The sequence below is a fragment of the Mycoplana dimorpha genome (assembly GCF_003046475.1).
GTDB lineage: Bacteria > Pseudomonadota > Alphaproteobacteria > Rhizobiales > Rhizobiaceae > Mycoplana > Mycoplana dimorpha.
Map to the genome: position 1 here is coordinate 477,831 of NZ_PZZZ01000001.1, position 23,852 is coordinate 501,682.

A 23,852-nucleotide genomic window follows, 5' to 3' on the forward strand; every position below is an offset into this window, starting at 1 on the left:
GTCTGATTGTTGGTCTATTTGGTCTGCGATTTCGGACCGGCCGGCGTCAGCGCGATCGTGCGCCGCGTGTCGGTCAGGCCGAGAACGAGAATGATCAGCACCGGCAGCGCGAAGAGCAGCACCGAAGCGTAAGCGAGCCAGAGCACGGCAAGGCGCCAGGCCTTGCCACGGGTCTTCTGGTGCAGGATGGCGAAGCCGGACAGCACGAAGCCGGCGCCGAAGGTGCCGCAGACCAGCGCGCCGATGATGGCCGGCAACCCGCCGGTGAAGCACAGCATGAGGCCTGCGAGGAATACGAAGATTGCATTGCGGTGCATCCGCAGCGACGTCGGCATGTCCTCGCGCGGCCGCAGGCCCTTGCCCGACAGCCGCACGATCGCGGAGGCGAGATAGTAGGCGGCAAACAGCAGCAGCACCCAGAGGGCGCCCTGCACCAGCGGCAGGCCGAACCCGAACAACGTCTTCATTTGCGCGATCGCGGCGGGATCGGGATTGTAGAGCGGTTCCTGCTGCTTAAGCGCCATCAGCATCAGGTCGACCATCTGGCCGGCAAGCTCGCCGCTGTAGCCGATGATCGCCCCGACGGCGATCATGCCGAGCGTGACCATCACCGCAAGGTGGGTCAGGATGTTCGACAGCGGGTACCAGGCGAGCGCGTCGTTCGGCCCGCCGATCTCCGAGGCCGGGCGGGCGAGATTGGCCAGATTGGAGAGCCAGCCTGCCGGGATCAGCGTGGTGATGACGATCAGCAGCGCAAAGTGCGACGACGCCACGGCGGCAGCTACCGCGCCTCCGGCGATGACGGCGATCAGCGCGCTGGCATTGCCCCAGCCGAGCCCGGCGATCAGGATGGGCAGCGCGGAACCGGCGAAGAAGAAGATCGCGAGCGTCGACTGCACGTTCGCGCTCAGCGAAAGCAGAGCGGCGGTGATACCGGCAACGAGCCCGGTCGCAATCGAGGTCCAGTTCAGGTTCTGCACGGCGCTGTCCTGTCTTATCAGACAGTTAGAGGAGTTTACTGCAGTCGTGCAGCAGATGCTCCCCAACATGGGTTTTGGCGCTCGCCCAATTCACGATCGGACGGTGGCCGGTGACTGTTCCGATCCGCGCCCAACGCGGAAGGGAGTGGAAGAAAGGCGATTGCCGCCTTTCTTCGATATTGGAGGCGTGTGCCCGGCTTGCGCCGGAACGCCAAGCCGTCAGATCAGGCGACGACGTAGGGCAGCAGGCCGAGGAAGCGGGCGCGCTTGATCGCCTTGGCGAGTTCGCGCTGCTTCTTCTGGGAAACGGCCGTGATGCGGGACGGGACGATCTTGCCGCGCTCGGAAATGTAGCGCGACAGCAGGCGTACGTCCTTGTAGTCGATCTTCGGGGCGTTGGCGCCGGAGAACGGGCAGGTCTTGCGACGGCGATGGAACGGGCGGCGAACCGGAGCGGAAGATACTTCAGCCATTGTCTTTTTCTCCTTCGGCTTCGATTAGGCGCGGTCTTCGCGCGGGGGACGGTCGCCACGCGGCGGACGGTCGCCGAAGTCGCGGCGCGGACGGTCGCCGAACTCGCGGCGCGGGCCACGGTCGTCGCCATCGCGGCGCGGACGGTCGTCGCGGTCGCGCTTCTGCATCATCGCGGAGGGGCCCTCTTCGTGGGCTTCGACGGCGATGGTCATGTAGCGCAGGATGTCTTCGTTGATGCGCATCTGGCGTTCCATCTCGTGGATCGCGGCCGGCGGTGCATCGATGTCCATCAGCGCGTAGTGCGCCTTGCGGTTCTTCTTGATGCGGTAGGTGAGGGACTTCAGGCCCCAGTTCTCGATCCGGCCGACCTTGCCGCCGTTCGCTTCGATCACGCCCTTGTACTGTTCGACGAGTGCGTCGACCTGCTGGGCGGACACGTCCTGGCGGGCCAGGAATACATGTTCGTAGAGAGCCATGTGGCTTTGCCTTTCTTGCGTTTGATCCACACCCGGAAACCGGCGCCAAGCCTCAACGACTGATCTTAGGGCCGAGCGGCCCGGGCAAGAAAAGCGTTTCATCTATACGGTCGAGAGCGGAGACACGGGAGGCCGGAACGCTTTGCGCTCCTGACGTTTCCTGTCGGAAACGGCCCTCCGTTCAGCCACCAGCCGATGCGACCGGGTGTTTTGAACAGCGCGCTTATACGGATTTCTGCGGCGAAAGCAAGGGGCGGGGCTATTTCGTTCGCGCCCGGCCTGTCGCCAGCCAGAAACGAGTCGCAACCCGCATTGCGCGTCTGTTCTCGTACAACGCCCGTGCTGCGGGAACCAGAGCCGATGAGAAGCGTTGTTCTGACCGATGGAAACAGAGGAGCGACTGCAAATGCAAGACCGTATTCCCGAGAATCGTCCGGTGGAGGACCGCAACACCGTTGTCAACACGAGCACGCGCGGAAGCGGTGGCGGCTGGGCCGTCGCCGTGGTCGTGGCACTGCTTCTGGCGGTCGGGGTTTTCTATTTCGCAAATAGCAGGAGCGACGGGGTCGATCCGAACGCCAATACTTCGTCGATCGGCACGCAGACGCCGGCTCCCGCCGATGTCCCGCCGACCGATGGCCAGGGCACCGGCACGCAACCGGCCCCGGCCCCGGCGCCGGCTCAGCCGGCTCAGCCGGCTCCCAGCCAGCCGGCAACCGGCGGCACCCAGTAACAGCCAGCACTGCAATATCTATAAGCAATACCAATACGAAAGCCCGCCCTGGTGGCGGGCTTTCGCGTCGGCCCCTCTGCTCGGGGCAGGCCGGCCGTCGTTCAGATCGGCGCCGGAAATTGGCGGTGCAGGCTGCGAATTCCCTCGACGACGTCCGCCGCAAGCGTCAGGTCCGCTGCGGCTATGTCTGAGCGCAACTGCTCCATCGTCGTCGCGCCGATGATGATGGACGCCGTGAAGGGCCGGCTGAGGCAGAAGGCGAGGGCCATCTGGGTCGGATCCAGCCCATGCTGCCGCGCCAGCGCGACGTAGGCTGCGACCGCCGGTTCCTGCAGCGGTTGGTAACGGCCGCCGAGATCGGGGTTCGTGATCAGGCGAGCGCCTTCGGGACGTGCACCGTCAAGGTATTTGCCCGTCAACAGCCCGGCCGCCAGCGGCGAGTAAGCGAGCAGACCGACCTCTTCGTGGTGGGCCAGTTCGGCAAGGTCCAGGTCGAAGGTGCGATAGAGAAGATTGTATTCGTTCTGGATCGTGGCCACCCGCGGCAGACCGCGCTCTTCGGCAAGCTTGAGAAACTGCATCGTCCCCCATGCCGTCTCATTGGAGAGGCCGACGGCGCGTACCTTGCCGGCCTTCTGCAATTCACCGAGCGTCTCGAGTGCTTCGGCCAGTTCCTCCGCTGTCCGGGCGCGGTCCTGGCTCGAGGGATCATAGCTCCAGGAATGGCGGAAGTGATAATGTCCGCGGTTGGGCCAGTGAAGCTGATAGAGGTCGAGGTAATCCGTGCGCAGGCGCTTAAGGCTGCCCTCGATCGCCTCCAGGATGCCGGCGCGGCTCATCGGGTTGCCGTCGCGGATATAGGGGCGTCCGGGACCTGCGACCTTCGAGGCGAGCACGACCTTGTCGCGGTTGCCGCGGGCGGCCAGCCACGAGCCGATGAAACGTTCCGTGTCGCCATAGGTCTCCTGGGAGAGCGGCGTTGTCGGGTAGAGTTCGGCGGTATCGACGAAGTTGACGCCGTGTTCCAGTGCGTAATCGAGCTGCGCATGCGCATCGGCTTCGCTGTTCTGTGATCCCCAGGTCATCGTGCCGAGGCAGATTTCGGAAACGCGGATGTCGGTGCGGCCTAGAGTATTGTATTTCATGAACGGTGTTTTTCTGCTGGAAGCGGCCGGCTGGCCGGCGATGATGAAGTGACCGGGGCAAGCCCGGCGGGCGCGGGGCGAAGGCTTAAACCGTCGGGAGTGAAATGCAAGGCTGTCGGACCGGATCCGGTGCCCGGACCGCGATGGCGCGGCGATCCCGGCGGTACGGTCAGGCTTCAAGTATCGGTGTGCCGATCTCCGTAATCTTGACTCCCTTGGGTATTCCGTGAATGGAGAGGAAAACTTCATGGGAGAATCCCAATGACCATTGCTTTCACCTTTCCGGGCCAGGGCAGCCAGGCCGTTGGCATGGGCAAGGACCTGTCGGACGCCTTCCCCGAAGCCGCCGCCGTCTTTGCCGAAGTGGACGACGCGCTAGGGGAAAACCTGTCAGCGATCATGTTTGACGGGCCCGAGGCCGAGCTGACGCTCACCGCCAATGCCCAGCCGGCGCTGATGGCGGTGTCGATGGCCATTATCCGGGTCCTGGAAGCCCGCGGGCTCATCCTGCGCGATACCGTCTCCTATGTCGCCGGCCATTCGCTTGGCGAATATTCGGCCCTTTGCGCCGCCGGCGCCTTCACGATCGCGGATACTGCCCGGCTGCTGCGCATCCGCGGCAATGCCATGCAGGCGGCCGTGCCGGTGGGCGAGGGCGCCATGGCAGCGATCATCGGGCTGGAGCACTCCGACGTGCAGGCGATCTGCGACGAGGCGCTGGTCCACGGCTCATGCCAGATCGCCAACGACAACGGCGGCGGCCAGCTCGTCATCTCCGGCGCCAAGCCGGCTGTCGAGCGCGCCGCCCGCATGGCGACGGAAAAGGGTGCCAAGCGCGCCCTGATGTTGCCGGTTTCGGCCCCCTTCCATTCGAGCATGATGGCGCCGGCTGCCGAGGTGATGCGCGAGGCGCTGGCCGCCGTCGACATCCGCGAGCCGGTCATACCGGTGATCGCCAACGTCATCGTCCAACCCGTGACCGATCCCGCGGAGATTGCCCGGTTGCTGGTGGAGCAGGTGACCGGCCAGGTGCGCTGGCGCGAGACGGTGGAGTGGTTTGCCGGCAACGACGCCACCTCGCTCTACGAGATCGGATCCGGCAAGGTGCTGACCGGCCTGGCCCGCCGCATCGACAAGTCGGTGACCGGCTATGCCGTCAATACGCCGACCGATATCGAAAATTTGCTGCAGACCCTCTGCGGCTGATACCCAGCAAGGGACACGACCATGTTTGATCTTTCCGGCCGCAAGGCCTTGGTAACCGGCGCTTCCGGTGGTATCGGCGAGGAAATCGCCAAGATCCTGCATGCGCAGGGCGCGATCGTTGGCCTGCACGGCACCCGGGTCGAGAAGCTCGAGGCACTGGCGAACACGCTGGGCGAGCGGGTGCAGATCTTCCCCGCCAACCTATCCGACCGCGCCGAGGTCAAGGCGCTCGGCGAGAAGGCCGAAGCCGAGCTCGGTGGCGTCGACATCCTCGTCAACAATGCCGGCATCACCAAGGACGGCCTGTTCGTGCGCATGAGTGACGAAGACTGGGATTCGGTCCTGGAGGTGAACCTCACCTCGGTCTTCCGCCTGACGCGCGAGCTGACCCATCCGATGATGCGCCGCCGCTTCGGCCGTATCATCAACATCACCTCCATCGTCGGCGTCACCGGTAATCCGGGCCAGGCGAACTACTGCGCCTCCAAGGCCGGCATGATCGGCTTCACCAAGTCGCTGGCCCAGGAGATCGCCACCCGCAATGTCACGGTCAACTGCGTCGCCCCCGGCTTCATCGAGAGCGCCATGACCGGCAAGCTGAACGACAGGCAGAAGGAAGCGATCATGGGAGCGATCCCGATGAAGCGCATGGGAACAGGCGCGGAAGTTGCATCGGCCGTCGCCTATCTCGCCTCCACCGAGGCCGGTTACGTGACCGGCCAGACACTGCACGTCAACGGCGGCATGGCGATGATCTGAACGCCGGGCCTGCAGCGCGAAAATAGCATGTTGACCGCCGCCGGTGGGGCGAATTTCGCGCTTTGCGGCGGAGTTAAACCGTGTTAATCGGCCATGACTGTAAGCAGTCGGCCGGGGAATAGAGGCTTTTTGCGGCGCTCTTTGATTGCGCCGGGGGGCATCTGCGGTTGAGAAAGAATTGCCCGGCATGCCGTGCATACCGGGCTTGGTTGAGTGCCCCGGTGCCGTCAAAGGCATCGAACAGAACAAAGGTCGAGGAATCCGACATGGGCGACATCGCAGAACGCGTAAAGAAAATTGTTATCGATCACCTGGGCGTTGACGCCGACAAGGTCAGCGAAGGCGCAAGCTTCATCGATGATCTCGGCGCGGACTCGCTCGACACCGTCGAACTGGTCATGGCCTTCGAAGAGGAATTCGGCGTCGAGATTCCGGACGATGCCGCAGACTCGATCCTGACGGTCGGCGATGCCGTCAAGTTCATCGAGAAGGCCCAGGCCTGATACTGATTTCCGGCGGGCCTTAGGGCCCGCCGCGACCCGCTTGCGGAGCGCCATGGCGTTCCGCCTCGGTCCAAGAAAAAGACATAGGGTGGTTCACCGACGATGAGACGTGTCGTTATCACCGGTACCGGCATGGTATCTCCTTTGGGCTGTGGTACCGAAGTGACATGGTCCCGGCTGCTCGCCGGACAGAGCGGCGCCCGTCAGGTAACCGGCTTCGAAGTCGACGATCTTCCAGCACGAATTGCCTGCTACATTCCGACCGGCGACGGCACCGACGGCACCTACAATCCCGACCAGTGGATGGAGCCGAAAGAGCAACGCAAGGTCGACTCCTTCATCGTATACGCGATGGCCGCCGCCGATATGGCGCTCGACGATGCCGGCTGGCATCCGCAGACGGACGAGGAACAGGTTTCGACCGGCGTTCTGATCGGCTCCGGTATCGGCGGTCTTGAAGGCATCGTCGAGGCAGGCCACATCCTGCGCGACAAGGGACCCCGCCGGGTCTCGCCCTTCTTCATTCCCGGCCGCCTGATCAACCTAGCCTCCGGGCAGGTGTCGATCCGGCACAAGCTGCGCGGCCCGAACAGTTCGGTCGTTACCGCCTGTTCGACCGGCGCGCACGCGATCGGCGATGCCGCCCGCCTGATCGCGCTCGGCGATGCCGACGTGATGGTCGCCGGCGGCACCGAGTCGCCGATCTCGCGCATGGCGCTCGCCGGCTTTTCCGCCTGCAAGGCGCTTTCCACCCAGTACAACGACGAGCCGACCAAGGCATCGCGCCCCTATGATCGCGACCGTGACGGGTTCGTGATGGGCGAGGGCGCCGGCATCGTCGTCCTCGAGGAACTCGAGCACGCCAAGGCGCGCGGCGCGAAGATCTATGCCGAAGTGGTCGGCTACGGCCTTTCCGGTGACGCTTTCCACATCACCGCGCCTTCCGAGGACGGCGACGGCGCCTATCGCTGCATGCAGATGGCGCTGAAGCGCGCCGGCCTGACCCCGGGCGACATCGACTACGTCAATGCGCACGGCACATCGACGATGGCCGACACGATCGAACTCGGCGCCGTCGAACGGCTCGTCGGCGAGCACGCGAGCAAGGTTTCGATGTCGTCGACAAAATCGGCGATCGGCCACCTGCTCGGGGCGGCCGGTGCGGTCGAGGCGATCTTCTCGGCGCTCGCCATTCGCGACAACGTCGCGCCGCCGACGCTCAACCTCGACAATCCTGATGTTGAGACCGCAATCGATCTCGTGCCACACAAGGCACGCAAGCGCGAGATCAACGTCGCGCTTTCCAACTCCTTCGGTTTCGGCGGCACGAACGCGTCGCTCATCTTGCGCCGCTACGCCTGAGGGCTGCGGCGGGCAGGGGCGCGCCGGCAGGTTGATACAGAGCCACCTCGGTTCCCGCCACAAGGCGGGCCCGATCCCGTTTTTGCCGCATTGGTCTGCCCTATTGCGTCGCGCGTCCGCAGGGGCTTCTATGGACGCAAGGCACTCGGTTTGACGCGTTATGCTGCTCCGGTTCGTTCACCGGGGCCGTTTGCAGCGGGCGGGGACCGCCAAGATCATTCGAGGATTGTCCGTGAACGAGAACAACGAAACCGCCGAGACGTCGCCCGACCGAGGCGAGAATGCCAACAAGGGGCCGATCGTTCCGAAATCCGCCAGCGAAGCGCTGCGGCCCGAACCCGTGCCGCAGCCGCCGCGCCGCTCCCGCAAGGCGCGCAGCCAGGTGGTGATCTTCCTGAACTTCCTGATGACCGCGCTGGTCCTTGTCACCATTGCTGCCGGCGGTTTGTTCTATTACGCGCTCGACAGCTACGAGAAGCCCGGTCCGCTGACCGCCAATACGAATTTCATCGTGCGCAACGGTGCCGGTCTCAACGAGATCGCCGCGAGCCTTGAGCGCAACAACATCATCACCGACAGTCGCGTGTTTCGCGCGTTGAGCCGGATCTACCTGCAGGACGCGGTGTTGAAGGCCGGCGAGTACGAGATCCGCGCCAACGCCTCGATGCACGACGTGCTGGAGCTTCTGAAGTCCGGCAAGTCTATTCTCTATAGCGTATCCTTGCCCGAGGGGCTGACGGTCAGGCAGATGTTCCAGCGCCTCGCCGATGACCCGGTTCTGGAGGGCGAACTGCCGGCCGAGTTGCCCGGCGAGGGCACGCTGATGCCCGACACTTACAAGTTCTCCCGCGGAACGAAGCGCGCCGAGATCGTGAAGCAGATGCTCGCGGCTCAGAAGGCACTGGTGGAGCAGATCTGGGAAAAGCGCGATGACGGCCTGCCGATCGCAACGCCGGAGGAACTGGTGACGCTCGCCTCCATCGTCGAGAAGGAGACCGGGCGGGCCGACGAGCGGCCTCGCGTCGCCTCGGTGTTCATCAACCGGCTCGAGAAGGGCATGCGCCTCCAGTCGGACCCGACGATCATCTACGGCATCTTCGGCGGCGACGGAAAGCCGGCCGACCGCACGATCCTGCAGTCGGACATCGACAAGCAGACGCCCTACAACACCTACGTCATCAAGGGCCTGCCGCCGACGCCGATCGCCAACCCGGGGCGCGCCGCCCTGGAGGCTGTCGCCAACCCGTCGCGCACCGCCGATCTCTACTTCGTCGCCGACGGCACCGGCGGTCACGCCTTTGCCGAAACCCTCGACGAGCACAACGCCAATGTCCGGCGCTGGCGCAAGATCGAAGCCGAGAAGGCCGCTCAGGCGGCCAAGGAGGCGCAGGCGGCCAAGGACGCCCAGGACGCAGGCCAGGCAACCAGCCAGTAACGAGAACGGAGAGGCGGCAAAGCCGCCTCTTTTTTCGAATTGTGCGGCGGAGATTGCATCCGTGCGCACGCTTTTCACACCGGAACAGGGTATATAAGCCGCAGCACGCCACCGGCGATTCCGGTGCGCGATGGCGCCTTCCGATCGGAGTTCGACATGCCACTGCAATCCATGACCGGTTTTGCGCGGACCGAGGGAACCAGCGGCCGCTGTCGCTGGAGCTGGGAGTTGCGCTCGGTAAACGGCAAGGGACTGGATCTGCGCATCCGCCTGCCGCAGGGCTTCGAGCACTTCGAGCCGGAGGTTCGGCAGAAAGCCGCGGCCGCCTTCACCCGCGGCAACATGCAGATCGGTCTCTCGGTCTCCATTACCGAGCCGCAGGTGCAGCCGGTCGTCAACCAGGCCGCCTTGTCGGCGATCCTCGCCCTTCGCGAGCAATTGTCGGAGGTGATCGATTCGGCACCGCTTCGGCTCGACACGCTGCTGGCGGTCCGCGGCGTCGTCGATTTTCGCGAGGCCGAGGAGAGCGAGGCCGAGCGCCAGAGGAGGGACGACGACATCGCGGCGGGTCTCGATGGCGCGATTGCCCGGCTGCTGGCGATGCGGCTCGGAGAAGGGGAGGCCCTTCGGCAGGTGCTGGGCACGCAGGTTGAACGGATCGCCCGACTGGCGGTGACGATCGAGGCCGATCCGAGCCGCAGCGTGGATGCGATCGCCGAGCGTGTGGCCGGCCAGGTCCAGTTGCTGTTGCAAGGCAGTGGCGGGCTCGATCGCGACCGCCTCTACCAGGAAGCGGTGCTGCTCGCCACCAAGGCCGATCTGCGCGAGGAGATCGATCGTCTCGGCGCCCACGTCCGTGCCGCCGAGGAGCTGCTTGGCGCCGATCACCCCGTCGGCCGCAAGCTCGATTTCCTGGCACAGGAATTTAACCGGGAAGCGAATACTATCTGCTCCAAGTCAAACGCTGCGGCTGTCACGGCGGCCGGCATCGAGTTGAAGGTCGTGATTGACCAGTTCCGCGAGCAGATTCAGAATCTGGAGTAACCATGACCGCACCGCAGCAAACCAAACCCATCGAAATTCCCCGGCGTGGGTTGATGCTGGTTATTTCCTCGCCCTCAGGGGCCGGCAAGTCAACGATCGCGCGCAATCTCCTCGAAGCCGATTCCGGGATCAGTCTTTCGATCAGCGTCACGACCCGCCAGCGCCGCCCCAGCGAGATCGCCGGCCGCCACTATCACTTCATCGATCGTGCCGAATTCGACATGCTGCGCGATTCCGACGCGCTGCTCGAATGGGCCGAGGTGCACGGCAACTTCTACGGTACGCCGCGCAAGCCGGTGGAGGAGGCCATGGCGGCCGGGCGCGACATGCTGTTCGACATCGACTGGCAGGGCGCCCAGCAGTTGCAGGAGAAGATGGCAGCCGACGTCGTCTCGATCTTCATCCTGCCGCCGTCGATGACCGAGCTGCAGTCGCGGCTGCATCGCCGCGCCGAGGATACCGAGGAGGTGATCGCGACGCGGCTTGCCAACTCGCGGGCCGAGATCGAGCATTGGCACGAATACGACTACGTCATCCTCAATGACGACCTGACGGCCGCCTTCGATGCCGTACAGAGCATCGTCAAGGCGGAGCGCCTGCGCCGCGATCGACGCCACGGCATGTTCGATTTCGTCTCGAAGCTCCTGACCGAGCAGCCGGTGCTCTGATCCTGCCGTCGCCCGAACCTAGTGACGGCACAAGCGGGGAACGCTTCAGAATATCCTCAGCATGGTGGGCACATAGCCGTTTGCCCGCAGATATTCGAGTACTTCCAGGATCGGGAAAAGGGCCAGCAGAAACAGTCCGTCGCGGAACGTCTTTGCCAGCGCGCGCTGCGAGAAGCTGACCTTCGCCGCGCCTCTGTAGAGGAACGGGTTCGGCAGGAAGAACGGTGTCCGAGCGGCATATTCGTCGTAGGCCGGCCCGAACATGCGCTTCAGGTCGGCCGCTTCGCGCCCGGCAGCGTATCGCATGACGATGTAGAACGCCGTCGTCATCGCAAGCGTCAGCACGAGCGAGCCGGACATCAGCCCCACGCCGCAAATTGCCAAGAGCGAGAAGAGATAGAGGGGATTGCGCGTCATCGAATATGGGCCGATGTCCACGACCGCCCGGTTCTTGAATGCGCCGATGTAGAGAATGCTCCACAATCTGCCCAGGATTGCGAAGAATACGAGCATCAGGCCGGTCACTTCGAGGGCTCCGTGAACCCCGCCGCGCCAGACGGGCTCGGTGACGGTGGCTGCGACAAGGAACACTGCAGCGAGCAGCCAGAGATAAGCGATCCGTTTTTTCTGCTTGAAAGGACGAATCTTCGGCTGCATCGGTGCCGCCCCAACAACACTGAGGCAACGACTGTAGCCAATTAGCTGTTGCTAATCCAGCGCGTTCGCCAGCGCCACGAATTCTTCGACCGAGAGCGTTTCGGCCCGCCGTTGCGGGTCGATGCCGGCCAGCGCCAGCAGCGCCTCGCCCCCGAGTGGCTTCAGGCTCTGGCGCAGCATTTTGCGGCGCTGCCCGAAGGCGGCCTGTGTCACGCGCTCCAAGGCCCCGGCCTTGCAGGGCAGGGGATTCTCGATCGGCTCGAGATGCACGACGGATGACGTGACCTTCGGCGGCGGCACGAAGGCCTGGGGCGGCACGTCGAAGGCGATGCGCGCGTTGGTGCGCCAGCCGGCAAGAACGCCAAGCCGCCCGTAATGGTCATCGTCCGCGCGCGCTACGATCCGCAGCCCGACCTCGCGCTGGAACATCAGCGTCAGCGACCGGTAGAACGGCGGCCAGCGTTTCGGCAGGAGCCAGTCGACGAGCAGTTGCGTGCCGACGTTGTAAGGCAGGTTGGCGATGATACGAACCGGCTCGCCCGGCGGGGTCAGGCTCTCGAAATCCACCTTCAGCGCATCGCCCTCGATCACCGTCAGGCGGCCGGGATAGTGCTCCGCAATTTCCTTGAGCGCCGGCATGGCGCGGGCATCGCGCTCAATGGCCACGACGTGCTTCGCACCCAGCGACAGGATCGCCCGGGTGAGGCCGCCGGGACCAGGCCCCACCTCGATGACCGTGCACTCTTCCAGCGGTCCGGCCGTCCTGGCGATCTTCTGCGTCAGGTTCAGGTCGAGCAGGAAGTTCTGCCCGAGCGATTTCTTCGCGTCGAGTCCGTGGCGTTGGATGACCTCGCGCAGCGGCGGCAGCCCATCGATCGCCGCCATCAGCCGGCGCTCCGCTCGTGCAGGGCCAGTTCGTGTGCAAGCCGGATCGCGGCGAGCAGGCTGTCCCGCCGGCCCCGTCCGGTACCGGCCAACGAGAAGGCCGTGCCATGGTCCGGGGAGGTGCGGATGAACGGCAGGCCGAGCGTCACGTTCACCGAATCGTCAAAGCCCAGGGCCTTGGCAGGAATCAGCGCCTGGTCGTGATACATGCAGATTGCCACGTCATAGGTTGCACGGGCCGCATCATGGAACATGGTATCCGCCGGCAGGGGGCCGAACGCATCGATGCCGGCAGCCTTCAGCCGTGCGATGGCGGGAGCGACCACGGTGTCGTCCTCGATCCCCAGCGCCCCGCCTTCGCCGGCATGCGGGTTCAGGCCGGCCACAGCCAGTCTGGGAGAGGCGATGCCGAAGCGCCGCTTCAGGTCGGTCGCCGTGATCAGCGCCGTGTCGTAGACCAGGTCTTCGGTGAGTGCCGTCGGCACCTCCTTCAGCGGGATGTGGATCGTCACCGGCACGCTGCGCAGCTTCGGCCCCGCCAGCATCATCACCGGCTGCACAGGACCACCCGTGGCCCGTGAGGCAAGGTCGGCGAGATACTCGGTGTGACCGGGAAAGCCGAACCCCGCATCGTACAGCACGGATTTCGCGATCGGATTGGTAACGACCGCGGCGGCGCGGCCGGCCATCGTCAGCGCCACTGCCGTCTCGATCGATGTGATCACCGCGCCGGCATTGCGGGAGGAGGGAGCGCCGGCTGTCGCCGGCTCCGCCAGCGGAACCGGCTGCACCGGGATCGCTGCGGCGAAGATCGAGGCGGCGCTTTCGGCGGTGGCCGTTGCAATGGGCGCCTCGAAGCCGCGCTGCTTTGCGCGTTGCCCAAGCGCCTCCGGGTCGCCGATGAAGAGAAAGGGCGGCAGCTTCAGGGCCGCCCGGGCGTTCCACAGGTCGAGCGTGAGGTCGAGGCCGATCCCGGACGGATCGCCCATGGTCAGGGCCAGCGGCGGAACGGCCAGGGCGGGATCGGGCGCGACGGTCATGGCGTGGGTCTTTTGTAGCGGGAGAGGCCGGCGCGCTTGACGCGCTGGCGATGAGCGGGCCGGTCAGCGAATGACGATCTGCGCCTTCTTGCGCAGCTCGTCGATATACTTCTGGCTGTTGCTGTCGTCCTTCTGGTCCTTGCCGAGGTCCTCGGCGCGGAACACCACCTCGGCGGCGACGTCGTCGTTCACTTCGCGCTTCTTGCAGATCGCGAGATATTCGACGCCGCGTTCGGTCACGCGCGTTCCGGTGGTGTTGCCCTGCGCCTTCTCGATCAGCGGCTTCCAATCCTGCGGCAGCTGCGGCGCGAGCACGCGGCCGAGGTTGCGGATCGACACGTCGTGCATAGTCGCAGCGAAGATCTTGGCGTCGTCGCAGCCCGGGAATATCGCGCGTGACGCTTCCGCTTCGGCCTGGCGCTTGCCAAGAATGGCGTTGCGACGCGCGGCCGGGACCACGAAGATCACTTGCTGCAAAAAGTATTCGGTCGTCGACGGCTTGGCGCCGCCATGCTCCTGCATGCGCGCCGCAAGCGTCTTGCCGCCGGAGGCATTGCTGTAGCGGGCGTTGACGACGCGCGGCCAGCTCATCTGCACGGCGATGTACTGCTTGAAATGGTCGGCGCCGACGCCGGCCTGGTCGAGAATCTGGCTGAGCTGATCCGTCGACAGCTTGTTGGAGGCCGCAAATCGCGCGAAGGAGGCATCCACGTCCGCGGTGCTGACGGACATCCGCAGCCGGCTGATCTCGGCGCGCTTCAAGGTCTCGTCGATCAGTTGCTCACGCGCGATCTGGCTGGAACTCTTGGCGTGCTGCAGCTTCAGAAATGCCACGCGCCGGGCGACGTCACCCGAGGTGATGGCGGTGCCGTTGACGACGGCTGACACGCCGCTTGCCGCCGCCGCCGGCGTCGCAACCGGCAGGATTGCGGTTCCGGCGGTCGCAAGAAGCGCCGCGCCAAGCGCCATGACCCGCATCACCGACATCGTGTACCTCATGCCCATCCCTTTCCGTCGCGGCTGCGAAAGCGGAGCGCGCCGAACTCTTGCGCCGGCATCCGCTGCGCCGGTTGCATCACCCGGATCCAGCCCCTGCGGGAACGCGGGAGCAGTCCTTCGAATTTGTCCCCTGATACCCTCTCGCGGCCATTTGCATAATACATGCGGCCAAACGATGACAAGCCTGCCCGTCAAAGGGGGACTTAGTAGTCGTCGAAGCCGTCGAGGGTGGTATCGCCGATATTGATATCCCCGAGCGTCCGGAAGCTCAGCCGCACACCGATGGTCCAGTCGTTGGCGATGGTCTGCCCGGTGTCCCGGGTGTTCTCGTAGACGATCGAGAAGAGGGTGTCGCGATCGTCGTAGGTCAGGCCAATGCCGCTGCGGGCGAGATTGCTTCTGTTGATGTCGTAGGTCAGCGATCCGAACACAGTCCAGTAGTCACGGAATTTCAGCGCCGCGATGGTCTGGAGTTCGTCATGGTCGCTGCGCGAGCCATAGAGCGGCTGGGCGGCAATCCGGGTATAAGTCATCGCCGCCTGGAAGCGGTCGTTCTCGAAGCCGACCCTCGTATCGGCGCGGCTCAGCGTCAGATCCTTGCGGTCCAGCCGGGCGCTATAGGCCAGATCCCATCCGGTCGGCGTTACGACGCCAGCCATGCTGACATAATCGGAGCTGTCATATTGCAGCCCGGAATTGGCGCCGGCATTGACGAGGTCCGGCGAGGCGAACGAGTTCTTGCCTGCCAACTGGTAAGATTGGCCGAACAGGCCGCGAAACGTGTAGCCGCTGTCGAGGGTGCCGGTGTAGCGCAGGCCGACATTGGCTCGCGTGCCGCCCTCGATGCGGTCGAAGCCGGAGAACTTGTCGCGTTCGAACAGGTTCGTCGCGTCGAACACGAAGCTCTGCGCATCTTCGTTCGGCAGGCCTCCGGCGTGCTGTTCGTTGGGACGCGCAAACACCTGCGCCACGGGCTCAAGAACGTGCGAGCCGTTGTCGGTCGAGATCAGGAACGGATAGCGCGCCTCCAGTCCGGCCGTCAGCATGTAGCGCGAGGCGCTGTCGTTGGTGTCAAAATTGCCGTCATATTGCGGACCGGGAGGGGTCATGTTGAGGCGCAGCGCGTCGCCGCGCGCGGCAAGCAGCGGCGTGACGACGAGGCCGCCCGGGACGACGAACTGCCGTCGCCACTCGAGTTCGCTCGTCAGGCGCGACGTGCCGCCTTCGAGCCCCGGGAAGCGGACCGAATCCCCGACTTTCGTTTTATCCAGAAGATCGCGGTTGACATTCGTCACGTTGACTGTGGCGCTCAACTGGCCACCGGCAATCGGCTCCGGCGCGAAATATTCGTAGTCGAGGGTTTGCGGGATCGCCTGCTGGCGTTCGTTTTTATCCTCCGGATCCGCATCCTGGATGTCGAAATAGAAGGCGCGCAGGTCGAAGTAGTTCCGCCGGCCGAGGCCGTTGAGGAAGACCTGGTTCCTGACGGTGCGGTTGTTGTAACCGGAGAGGTCGTAGGTTCGAGCGAAGTTGTTGTCGCTCTGCGCCATCACTTCCCAGCCGAACGCCCAGCGCGGGTTGATCTTGAATGCCCCCGTCGAGGCGACCATGCCGCGCCCGGTGACCTCGCGGTCGCTGGTGCCGCTGCTGAACACCCCCGGGCTCAACTGGTCAATACCGGCCGCGCGCAAGGTGACCATGCCGTTGTGGAAGGCTTTGCGGAACTCGCCCTCGAGCATGAAGCCCTGCTTCGTATAGGCGGTCGGGGTCAGCGTCGCGTCCATGTCGGGTGCGATCGCGATGTAATAGGGCACGCCGACGCCGAGCCCGAGCTTCTGCGCGTAGCGAATTCTCGGGAACAGCACGCCGGTCTTGCGCTTGACCGTATGGTCGGGGACTTCGAGCGCCGGGAAATAGGCGATCGGCTTGCCGAACATCTCGAAGCGCGCGTGCTCGAGCCGAACCGTGTGCGTCCTGCCATTCTGGATGACGCGCTCGGCCTTGATCTGCCAGAGCGAGCGGTGGGTCGGATCGGTGGCGCAGGGCGTGCAGGCGGTATAGACGCCCCTGTTGAGGATCAGTTCCTCCCCATTGACGCGCTCGCCGCTGGTGGCTGCGATCTTGGTAAGATCGGTGGTCTCGACGCGAAGCGCGTTGGCGAAGCCGTTCGCGAAGTCGTCCGAAAGCGTCAGCTCCTGAGCATAGACGCGGTTGCCGGTCGGCTCTACGAACTCGATGTCGCCGGCGGCATGCAGTTGCCCGGTCTTCTGGTCGTAGACGACCTGCCGCGCGACCAGTTGGTAGCCGCCGTAGTTGATCTGCACCGCACCGCGTGCAGTCACCTGCTGGGTGTCCTGATTGTAGACCAGTTCGTTGGCGGACAGGATGAGCTTGGCATCCGCGGGGATGTTCGACGCCAGCGTGTTGATGTCCGGCGCCTGCGCCCACGCGGGCGGGGCGGCCATCAGTGCGAGCACCGACAGCGCGACACCGGCGAACAGCGCGGTCGCGATCAAACTCTTTTGTCCGCGGTTGCCTGCCGCCACTAGCCGTCCTCCTGGTGCAGCAAAATCGTCGCCCCTAACGACATTGCTACGACAACTGGTAGCCATGCCGCAACGAATGGAGGAACTATTCCACTGCTTCCGAATGCTTTCACAAGCACGGTGACGACATAAAGCATGAACCCGGTGAGGATGCCACCCAGAATCACCGCACGTGATTGATTAAACCTGCTAAATTTTAACGAGACACATGCTGCGATGAGGGTCATCGCCACGAGCAGCAGCGGCAACGACAGCATCGAGTGGAACTGCGTTTCGAGCGGTTCGGTTGCAAAACCGAACGATTTTGCCGCCTCGATCTTCCGCGGAAGGCTGAAAAACGAAATGGAATCAGGTTTTTCGAGGCTCTCCTGCACGAACTCCTGTCTCAAATTGGTGCGCAGCTGTGCCGTCGGTGAGCGCTTGGGCAGTTCGCCGTTGCGCGTTTCCAGCACGTCGTTAAGAAGCCAGTAACCATCTTTGAGAATCGCTGACGCGGCATCCTGCCGGAAGCTGATTCGGCCATCCTTGTCGAAATGGATGATGCTGACGTTCAAAAGACGCCTGCCCTTGTCCTCAACAGCCTTGGCGCCGATGATCGCGTCGTCGCCGCGGTATCGTTGCCTGAGCCAGGGAATGCTTGACCCGGACGACTTGCGGTTCGAACCCCACTCCGCCTCCAGCACCGCGGCCTGGCGGGTGCCCCAGGCCGCAATCGGGTTCAGCGCCACGACGGCGAGCACGCCGAACAGGAAGGCGCCGACGGCGAACGGGCGCAGAAATTGCCACACCGACACGCCGGCCGCACGCGTCACGACCAACTCGTAGCGCCGGTTCAGGGAGATCAGCGCCGCCATGCCGGAAAAGAGCGCGACGAAAGGCACGGTCTGCATCAGGATCATCGGGATGCGCAGCGCCGTCATCGCCAGTCCGCTGAGCGGGGTGTATTTCGGCAAGCCCCCCATGCGGCTGGCGGTTTCGCTGAAATCGATGATGAAGACGAGCGCGAAGATGCCGACGAGGAAACAGATCGTCGTCACGACGTAGCGCCTGAAGAAGTAGAAGCCGAGCGTTGGGATCATGATCGCGGTCCATTGGTGGCCGTCGAGCGCCCGCTAATGCGTGCCACCACCCGGTCACGCAGGTCCAGCAGGCGCGTCCGCCAGGACGCCGGCATTTCCAGGCCCTTGTGACGCACCAGGAGCCGTATGGCGATGGCAGCGACGGTGAGCGGTATGAGATACATGAGCGCGATGAGATAGGGTGACGATTCGGCTGCGTTCCCGGCGTAGAAGACTGCCCATCGGATGGCAAATGCCGCAATCAGCGCCGTAACCATCGGATGAAGACGCGCCTCGCGGTGCGAACGGGCATCGACGCTGACAACCAGTGCGACGAGACCGAACAGGATCGGCAGCAGCCATTCGGTGAAGCGCCGGTGCAATTCGGCTCGGAAAGCCCCCGGATTGCGCTTCACCTGGGGATCGGTCGGATCGGGATTCAGCAGGAAAGGCAGGTCGCGATCCTTGGCGCGAAGCGTGGCTTCGCCGGCGCGTTCGGTGAGATCGGCGAGGTCGAACGCGTAGGAATCGAACTTGATCACCGAGACGTTGCCGGTGGGCAGTTTGCGATGCACTTCGCCATCCTGCATCACCAGCGCCGACGTCTGTTCGTCCACCGCACCTTCGCGGGCGTAATAGACGTACTCCACCTTTGGATCGCGGGTGTCGGCCACGAAGAGGCCCTCCAGAACGCCGCCGCTCTTGCGGCGGCTCACCTGGACATAGAGGCCGTCGGTGACCTTGCGGAAGGCATTTTCCTGGATGACCGACGAAAGCATGTCGGCATGGGCGGTAGCGATCATCTCGCGCACCGCCGTGCGCGAATAGGGTTCGACGAAGTTGTCCACGGCGAACGACAGGAAGCTCAGTGCAATCCCCAGATACATCACCGGCTTGATGATCATCATGCGCGAACTTCCGGCAGCGTTGAGCACCGTCAGTTCCGAATCGGCGTTCATCACCGTCAGCGTCTGGGCCACGCCGATAAGATAGGCGAATGGCAGGATGAGGGGCACGACAGACGGCAGCACGAGGGTGGCCAGCTTCAGGAAGGCCAGCATCGACTGGCCGCTGTCGGTGACGAGGTTGATGTTCGAAAGTGCCTGCGTGGTCCAGACGATGCCGAGCAGCGGCAACAGCGTTCCGATGAACATCAGCGACGCCCGGCGCAGGATGTAGCGTTCAATCAGCTTCATGTCTGGTCCCGAACCGTGGCCCTGTGCTCTTTGCCGCTCTTCCGGCCCGCCACCATTCGCGTCCGCCGGCCGTGTTGTCGCATATATGCTTTGGCGCCGCTTACGCCAGCGCGCGCTTTCGCCTGTACCGCAGAAAATCGTGGCGAACAAACATGCCGACGACTTCTAAACGCGCAGTGCTATCTTGCCAAGCGTCGTAAAAGCGACAAGGAATGCCGACAGTCAGCCCTGCACCCGCATTGTTCGTGTGCGGCGCCCAAACGACCGACCGCGCAGCCCGGAGTAGAACATGGCCCAGAAATTCGATGTCAGTTTCGTCAATGCGCCGAAGTCCCTCGGCGGTGTCGCCGTCGTCCTGCAGGTCCCCGATGGGATCGGCGCGCCGGCCGAAGCCGATCCTGCCAGCGTCGTCGCCCGGGCGGCGGAAGCCGGCCGGTTCAAGGGCAAGGCACTCAAGAGCCTCGACATCGTCGCCCCGCACGGCTCGCCTTTCGAGCGCATCCTGCTGCTCGGCCTCGGCGCGCCGGACAAGATCACCGCGCACGATTGGCTGAAGGCGGGCGGCGCCGCCGCCGCGAAGATCCGGGACGCCGAAACGGTCACCGTCTATCTCGACGCCGCCGGTCTCGAGCCCAGCGGGCAGGCGGCCGCCGACTTCGCGCTTGGCATGCTGCTCGGCGCGTATCGTTTCGATGTCTACAAGACCAAGAAGGAGGAGGACGACGCCGGCACGAACGCCAGGAAGGCAACCCGCGTCGCGATCGTCACCGCCGCTGCGAACGAGGCCAAGAAGGCCTATGCACAGGGCGAGGCGGTCGCCGACGGGGTTTTGCTCGCCCGCGACCTCGTCAACGAGCCTGCCAACGTGCTCGGCCCGGTGGAATTTGCCGAGAAGGCCAAAGACCTGGAAAAGCTCGGCGTCGAGGTCGAAATCCTGACCGAGCGCGAGATGAAGAAGCTTGGCATGGCGGCCCTTCTCGGCGTCGCGCAGGGTTCGGGGCGTCCGCCGCGGCTCGCCGTCATGCAGTGGAAGGGCGGCAAGCCGAAGGACCGACCGCTGGCCTTCGTCGGCAAGGGCGTCGTCTTCGACACCGGCGGCATCTCCATCAAGCCGGCCGCAGGCATGGAGGAGATGAAGGGCGACATGGGCGGGGCGGCGGCCGTCCTCGGCCTGATGCACGTGCTTGCCGCGCGCAAGGCGAAGGTAAATGCGGTCGGCATCCTCGGACTTGTCGAGAACATGCCGGACGGCAACGCCCAGCGCCCGGGCGACATCGTCACCTCCATGTCGGGGCAGACGATCGAAGTGATCAACACCGACGCGGAGGGCCGGCTCGTGCTGAGCGATGCGCTCTGGTACTGCATCGACCGCTTCAAGCCGCAGTTCGTGATCGACCTGGCAACCCTGACGGGCGCTATCATCGTGGCCCTCGGCAGCCATCATGCCGGGCTCTTCTCCAATGACGACACGCTCGCCGCAAGGCTGACGGCCGCGGGGCTTGCCACGAACGAGCGCGTCTGGCGCATGCCGCTCGGCAAGGAATACGACAAGATGATCGACAGCAAGTTCGCCGACATGAAGAACACCGGCGGCCGCCATGCGGGCTCGATCACCGCCGCGCAGTTCCTGCAGCGCTTCGTGAAGGACACCCCCTGGGCGCATATCGACATCGCTGGCACCGCGATGGGGTCGCCAACCGACGAGATCAACCAGTCCTGGGGCTCGGGCTTCGGTGTCAGGCTGCTCGACGAACTGGTCCGCGCCGAATACGAGAGCTGATCGGCATTGAGCGAGATCCTGTTCTACCACCTGACCGAATCGAAGCTCGAAGATGCCCTGCCGCCGCTGCTCGACAAAAGCCTCGAGCGCGGCTGGCGGGTGATCGTGCAGACCGGAACGGCGGAGCGGCGCGATGCGCTGGATACGCATCTTTGGACATATCGGGACGAGAGTTTCCTGCCGCACGGCACCGACGAGCAGCCGCAGGCCGCCGACCAGCCCGTGCTGCTGACGACCGGCCCCGAAAATCCGAACGCTGCCACCGTCCGCTTCATCGTCGACGGCGCCGACCCGCCGCCGCTCGACGCCTATGCGCGGGTGATCTTCATGTTCGATGGTCATGATCAGGACGAACTCGAGGCCGCCCGCGGCTACTGGAAGCGCCTGAAAGGCGAGGGGCACCAGCTGACCTACTGGCAGCAGAACCACGACGGTCGCTGGGTGAAGAAGGCCTGAGGCTTGCTCCGGAGCGCCTGGCGGCTCGGGGCAAGCGTCGATGAGACCAAATACTTACAGCAACACAGCTCGGATGCATTCACACGCATTGCCGTAGTTTGTCACGTATCGCGGATTGGGGTTTTCTTAAATCACCGCCCTGAAGGATCTGCGCCCCCCAACGCCATTTGCACCTCAAGACGCCGCAACTGGACTTATCCGGCCCAATGTTCCATAACCGGACCGGGTAAACGGACAGGCTTGGCGCTCGAACATTATGAACATCGTGATTTCGAACAAGTCGGCACTTTTTCCGCTCCTGATGGGCACCAGAGCACGCATTGCGTTCGGGTTGCCACGGCCCTGAAACGCCGGGCAACCCCGCACCTGTAGACGCAATTCCCTGCTCCTGGGTGGCTGCGACGCAGTGCGCCCCCGTGAACGTTAGGAACGACCGTGACACTCTGGGCCGAACTGGCGAGAGCCGGCAACGATGCCGGCGACGAAATCATGCTGCGCAGACGCGGCGACATCTACGAGATCCGTTACAACGGCCTGGAATTGATGTCGAACCGCAACCATGCGTCCGAGGACATCCTCGCCAACCACTCCATCGCGTTGATGGGGAATGCAGCGCGCAGGGTTTTCATCGGTGGCCTCGGCATGGGTTTCACGCTGCGCACAACGCTCGATCACCTTGGCGCGGACGCCGAGATCGTGGTCTGCGAACTGGTGCCGGAGATCGTCGAGTGGAACCGGACCTGTCTCGGACATCTCGCCGGCGATCCGCTGCGTGACCCGCGCGTCAAGGTGCGCGTCGGGGACGTGATGGATGTCATTCGCCGCGAGGCCGGCAGTTACGATGTCATCCTTATGGACACGGACAACGGTCCCGACTTCACCGTCCGGGCGTCGAACGGCGGGATCTATGAACGTGCCGGCCTGGAGGCGGTGAGGCAGGCGCTGCGGCCAGGCGGCGTAGCAAGTTTCTGGTCCGCTACCCGCTCGCCGGCGTTCGAGCGCCGACTCGATGATGTTGCGCTGAAATGGTGGCGGGACGAGGTGCCGCTGATCCCGGAGCGAAGCGACGCGATCCACTACATTTACTTTGCCACCGACAGCATCGCCGAGATCGACCTAAAGCGGACCGGGTGATCCTCCGTCTTCCGGACGAACAGACATGGGTCGAACTCGAGGCAATGAGGCTTTTGGTGTTAAAGGGTTTTGCGGCTTTGGTCGGGCCGCTGGTGGTGCTGCTCTCAATGCTTGCAGCGCGGCATTTCGTCGAGCTGGAGCGATTGGTAGGCAGCCCTGTCGTCGGTGAGGTGGTGCAGGCGGCCATCTATTTCTCCCTTGCGCTCTTGGCCAGCCGCATTGTCAAGATCATCTTCGCCCGCTCGCCAAAGAAGCGCCGGCGGGTGCCGAAGCTGCTGGCCGACCTCATCACCGCAGCCTTCTTCGCGGCGGCATTCGTCGCAACGGCGGGCATTTTTCTCGGCGATTCCATCGGGGGCGTGCTGGCCGGCTCCGGGCTCATGATTGCGGTGCTGGGCTTTGCGGTCCGTAACGTGGTAGCCGACGTGTTGTCCGGTGTGGCATTCGGTCTGGATGCGCCATTCAGGATCGGTGACTGGGTCGATTTCGACGGCGCGGTCAAAGGCCAGGTGGTGGAGATCGGGTGGCGGACGACGCGCCTGCTGCGACGCGATGCGACCTACATGATCCTGCCGAACAGCCAGATCGCCCGGCAGCGGATCACCAATTACAGCGCTCCCCGGCGGCATTACCGCGCACAGATCTCTGTCGTGCTCGATCACGAGATCGAAGTGGCCGTCGCCCGGCAGGTGCTGCTGGATGGTGTGAAGCTTGCAACCTTCATCCTCGATGATCCGTCGCCGGACGTCCGTGCCGTGTCATTCGGTCTGGACGGCATCACCTACGCGGTTCGCTACTGGGTGCCGAGCTTTGCCGAGGACATCGACTGCCGTGACGATGTGCTGCAATGCATCGATTCGGCGCTTCGGCGGGCCGGCATCGACGGACCGCGCCGGCACTTCCGTTTCAATGTCGGGGAGCTGCCGGCAGCCGCGCCCACAGACGTGGCAATATAGAGCCTTCACTCCCGAATCGAAGCGTTCCGCCCAAGCGGGGTCTCCAGATGCGCGACATCCGGTCCCAGCCGGTTCCCGCGGCTTGTAAACACGCTTGCAGCAACTACATGGCAGGTATGATCATCGTGGCCTTCAAACAGCTTCTTGCCCGCACGGAAGCACATGTCTCCGCCCGGAGCGCCCTGGCTTAGCCGAGGCCTCTCCGGGGAGGGACCCTTGTGATTTTTCATTGGGATAATCGCCGCCAGGCGATGAAGGAGCAGATATGATCAGAAGCCGCGAGAAGAAGAACTGCCGGACTTGCAGCCGCCCGATTCCCCGGGCAGCCATGCGATGTCCCTGGTGCGCCCATCCGCCGCC

At 64.3% G+C, this 23,852-nt stretch carries 23 protein-coding genes; 12 read left to right on the forward strand and 11 right to left on the reverse strand.

Annotated features, from left to right (window positions below):
- Nucleotides 1–14: 14 nt before the first annotated feature.
- From C7449_RS02250 to rpsF, 3 genes are all read right to left on the reverse strand, one after another.
- Complete coding sequence (locus C7449_RS02250; RefSeq protein WP_108001129.1) at nt 15–980, reverse strand: DUF2232 domain-containing protein; 966 nt, start codon at nt 978–980, stop codon at nt 15–17.
- A gap of 224 nt (nt 981–1,204) precedes the next feature.
- Nucleotides 1,205–1,453, reverse strand: coding sequence for a 30S ribosomal protein S18 (gene rpsR / locus C7449_RS02255; protein WP_108001130.1), 249 nt, complete (start codon nt 1,451–1,453; stop codon nt 1,205–1,207).
- 24 nt (nt 1,454–1,477) lie between these two features.
- A complete protein-coding gene (gene rpsF / locus C7449_RS02260; protein ID WP_108001131.1) occupies nt 1,478–1,930 on the reverse strand; it encodes a 30S ribosomal protein S6 in 453 nt (150 codons plus the stop codon).
- A gap of 406 nt (nt 1,931–2,336) precedes the next feature.
- On the opposite strand from rpsF, the gene C7449_RS02265 reads away from it, so the two are divergent.
- Complete coding sequence (locus C7449_RS02265; protein WP_108001132.1) at nt 2,337–2,663, forward strand: hypothetical protein; 327 nt, start codon at nt 2,337–2,339, stop codon at nt 2,661–2,663.
- A gap of 101 nt (nt 2,664–2,764) precedes the next feature.
- On the opposite strand, the gene C7449_RS02270 is transcribed toward C7449_RS02265, so the two are convergent.
- Nucleotides 2,765–3,808 carry an aldo/keto reductase gene (locus C7449_RS02270; RefSeq protein ID WP_108001133.1) on the reverse strand — a complete coding sequence of 348 codons (1,044 nt, stop codon included), beginning with the start codon at nt 3,806–3,808 and terminating at the stop codon, nt 2,765–2,767.
- Nucleotides 3,809–4,069: 261 nt separating this feature from the next.
- Between C7449_RS02270 and fabD the strand changes: the two genes are divergently transcribed.
- From fabD to gmk, 7 genes are all read left to right on the forward strand, one after another.
- On the forward strand, nt 4,070–5,014 hold the full coding sequence (gene fabD, locus C7449_RS02275; RefSeq protein WP_108001134.1) for an ACP S-malonyltransferase: 945 nt from the start codon (nt 4,070–4,072) through the stop codon (nt 5,012–5,014).
- Between the two features lie 21 nt (nt 5,015–5,035).
- Nucleotides 5,036–5,773: a 3-oxoacyl-[acyl-carrier-protein] reductase gene (fabG, locus tag C7449_RS02280; RefSeq protein ID WP_108001135.1), complete on the forward strand. Its 738-nt coding sequence runs from the start codon at nt 5,036–5,038 to the stop codon at nt 5,771–5,773.
- 266 nt (nt 5,774–6,039) lie between these two features.
- Nucleotides 6,040–6,276, forward strand: a complete 237-nt coding sequence (locus C7449_RS02285; protein WP_108001136.1) for an acyl carrier protein — start codon at nt 6,040–6,042, stop codon at nt 6,274–6,276.
- Nucleotides 6,277–6,378: 102 nt separating this feature from the next.
- A complete protein-coding gene (gene fabF, locus C7449_RS02290; protein ID WP_108001137.1) occupies nt 6,379–7,638 on the forward strand; it encodes a beta-ketoacyl-ACP synthase II in 1,260 nt (419 codons plus the stop codon).
- 232 nt (nt 7,639–7,870) lie between these two features.
- Entirely contained in the window at nt 7,871–9,073 is a 1,203-nt protein-coding gene (gene mltG / locus C7449_RS02295; protein ID WP_108001138.1) for an endolytic transglycosylase MltG, read from the forward strand.
- Nucleotides 9,074–9,229: 156 nt separating this feature from the next.
- Nucleotides 9,230–10,117 (forward strand): YicC/YloC family endoribonuclease, encoded by an 888-nt coding sequence (locus tag C7449_RS02300; protein WP_108001422.1) that lies wholly within the window; start codon nt 9,230–9,232, stop codon nt 10,115–10,117.
- A 2-nt stretch (nt 10,118–10,119) separates the two neighbouring features.
- On the forward strand, nt 10,120–10,785 hold the full coding sequence (gmk, locus tag C7449_RS02305; protein ID WP_108001139.1) for a guanylate kinase: 666 nt from the start codon (nt 10,120–10,122) through the stop codon (nt 10,783–10,785).
- A gap of 45 nt (nt 10,786–10,830) precedes the next feature.
- Here the strand turns inward: gmk and C7449_RS02310 are convergent, their stop codons facing one another.
- The 7 genes from C7449_RS02310 to lptF form a co-directional block, all read right to left on the reverse strand.
- Entirely contained in the window at nt 10,831–11,442 is a 612-nt protein-coding gene (locus C7449_RS02310) for a methyltransferase family protein (RefSeq protein ID WP_108001140.1), read from the reverse strand.
- A gap of 51 nt (nt 11,443–11,493) precedes the next feature.
- Nucleotides 11,494–12,327 (reverse strand): 16S rRNA (adenine(1518)-N(6)/adenine(1519)-N(6))-dimethyltransferase RsmA, encoded by an 834-nt coding sequence (gene rsmA, locus C7449_RS02315; protein ID WP_108001141.1) that lies wholly within the window; start codon nt 12,325–12,327, stop codon nt 11,494–11,496.
- Nucleotides 12,327–13,367 (reverse strand): 4-hydroxythreonine-4-phosphate dehydrogenase PdxA, encoded by a 1,041-nt coding sequence (pdxA, locus tag C7449_RS02320; RefSeq protein ID WP_108001142.1) that lies wholly within the window; start codon nt 13,365–13,367, stop codon nt 12,327–12,329. Before pdxA ends, rsmA begins: the two co-directional genes overlap by 1 nt.
- A gap of 63 nt (nt 13,368–13,430) precedes the next feature.
- Entirely contained in the window at nt 13,431–14,372 is a 942-nt protein-coding gene (locus tag C7449_RS02325; RefSeq protein ID WP_108001143.1) for a SurA N-terminal domain-containing protein, read from the reverse strand.
- Nucleotides 14,373–14,569: 197 nt separating this feature from the next.
- A complete protein-coding gene (locus C7449_RS02330) occupies nt 14,570–16,912 on the reverse strand; it encodes an LPS-assembly protein LptD (RefSeq protein WP_108001144.1) in 2,343 nt (780 codons plus the stop codon).
- On the reverse strand, nt 16,912–17,994 hold the full coding sequence (lptG, locus tag C7449_RS02335) for an LPS export ABC transporter permease LptG (protein WP_108001145.1): 1,083 nt from the start codon (nt 17,992–17,994) through the stop codon (nt 16,912–16,914). Before lptG ends, C7449_RS02330 begins: the two co-directional genes overlap by 1 nt.
- Complete coding sequence (gene lptF, locus C7449_RS02340; protein ID WP_108001146.1) at nt 17,988–19,166, reverse strand: LPS export ABC transporter permease LptF; 1,179 nt, start codon at nt 19,164–19,166, stop codon at nt 17,988–17,990. The genes lptG and lptF overlap by 7 nt, the downstream gene beginning before the upstream one ends.
- A gap of 289 nt (nt 19,167–19,455) precedes the next feature.
- Here lptF and C7449_RS02345 point away from each other — a divergent pair, with 289 nt between their 5' ends.
- From C7449_RS02345 to C7449_RS02360, 4 genes are all read left to right on the forward strand, one after another.
- The gene (locus tag C7449_RS02345; RefSeq protein WP_108001147.1) at nt 19,456–20,946 is read left to right on the forward strand and encodes a leucyl aminopeptidase; all 1,491 of its coding nucleotides are present in this window, start codon (nt 19,456–19,458) and stop codon (nt 20,944–20,946) included.
- 6 nt (nt 20,947–20,952) lie between these two features.
- The gene (locus tag C7449_RS02350; RefSeq protein WP_108001148.1) at nt 20,953–21,402 is read left to right on the forward strand and encodes a DNA polymerase III subunit chi; all 450 of its coding nucleotides are present in this window, start codon (nt 20,953–20,955) and stop codon (nt 21,400–21,402) included.
- 435 nt (nt 21,403–21,837) lie between these two features.
- A complete protein-coding gene (locus tag C7449_RS02355) occupies nt 21,838–22,536 on the forward strand; it encodes a spermidine synthase (RefSeq protein ID WP_108001149.1) in 699 nt (232 codons plus the stop codon).
- A 77-nt stretch (nt 22,537–22,613) separates the two neighbouring features.
- Entirely contained in the window at nt 22,614–23,492 is an 879-nt protein-coding gene (locus tag C7449_RS02360; protein WP_170115768.1) for a mechanosensitive ion channel family protein, read from the forward strand.
- Nucleotides 23,493–23,852 lie beyond the last annotated feature (360 nt).

Coding starts and splice junctions, on each gene's coding strand:
- rpsR (WP_108001130.1), bottom strand. CDS start 1,453: ATGGCTGAAGTATCTTCCGCTCCGGTTCGCCGCCCGTTCCATCGCCGT.
- rpsF (WP_108001131.1), bottom strand. CDS start 1,930: ATGGCTCTCTACGAACATGTATTCCTGGCCCGCCAGGACGTGTCCGCC.
- C7449_RS02265 (WP_108001132.1), top strand. CDS start 2,337: ATGCAAGACCGTATTCCCGAGAATCGTCCGGTGGAGGACCGCAACACC.
- C7449_RS02270 (WP_108001133.1), bottom strand. CDS start 3,808: ATGAAATACAATACTCTAGGCCGCACCGACATCCGCGTTTCCGAAATC.
- fabD (WP_108001134.1), top strand. CDS start 4,070: ATGACCATTGCTTTCACCTTTCCGGGCCAGGGCAGCCAGGCCGTTGGC.
- fabG (WP_108001135.1), top strand. CDS start 5,036: ATGTTTGATCTTTCCGGCCGCAAGGCCTTGGTAACCGGCGCTTCCGGT.
- C7449_RS02285 (WP_108001136.1), top strand. CDS start 6,040: ATGGGCGACATCGCAGAACGCGTAAAGAAAATTGTTATCGATCACCTG.
- fabF (WP_108001137.1), top strand. CDS start 6,379: ATGAGACGTGTCGTTATCACCGGTACCGGCATGGTATCTCCTTTGGGC.
- C7449_RS02300 (WP_108001422.1), top strand. CDS start 9,230: ATGCCACTGCAATCCATGACCGGTTTTGCGCGGACCGAGGGAACCAGC.
- gmk (WP_108001139.1), top strand. CDS start 10,120: ATGACCGCACCGCAGCAAACCAAACCCATCGAAATTCCCCGGCGTGGG.
- C7449_RS02310 (WP_108001140.1), bottom strand. CDS start 11,442: ATGCAGCCGAAGATTCGTCCTTTCAAGCAGAAAAAACGGATCGCTTAT.
- rsmA (WP_108001141.1), bottom strand. CDS start 12,327: ATGGCGGCGATCGATGGGCTGCCGCCGCTGCGCGAGGTCATCCAACGC.
- pdxA (WP_108001142.1), bottom strand. CDS start 13,367: ATGACCGTCGCGCCCGATCCCGCCCTGGCCGTTCCGCCGCTGGCCCTG.
- C7449_RS02325 (WP_108001143.1), bottom strand. CDS start 14,372: ATGGGCATGAGGTACACGATGTCGGTGATGCGGGTCATGGCGCTTGGC.
- lptF (WP_108001146.1), bottom strand. CDS start 19,166: ATGAAGCTGATTGAACGCTACATCCTGCGCCGGGCGTCGCTGATGTTC.
- C7449_RS02345 (WP_108001147.1), top strand. CDS start 19,456: ATGGCCCAGAAATTCGATGTCAGTTTCGTCAATGCGCCGAAGTCCCTC.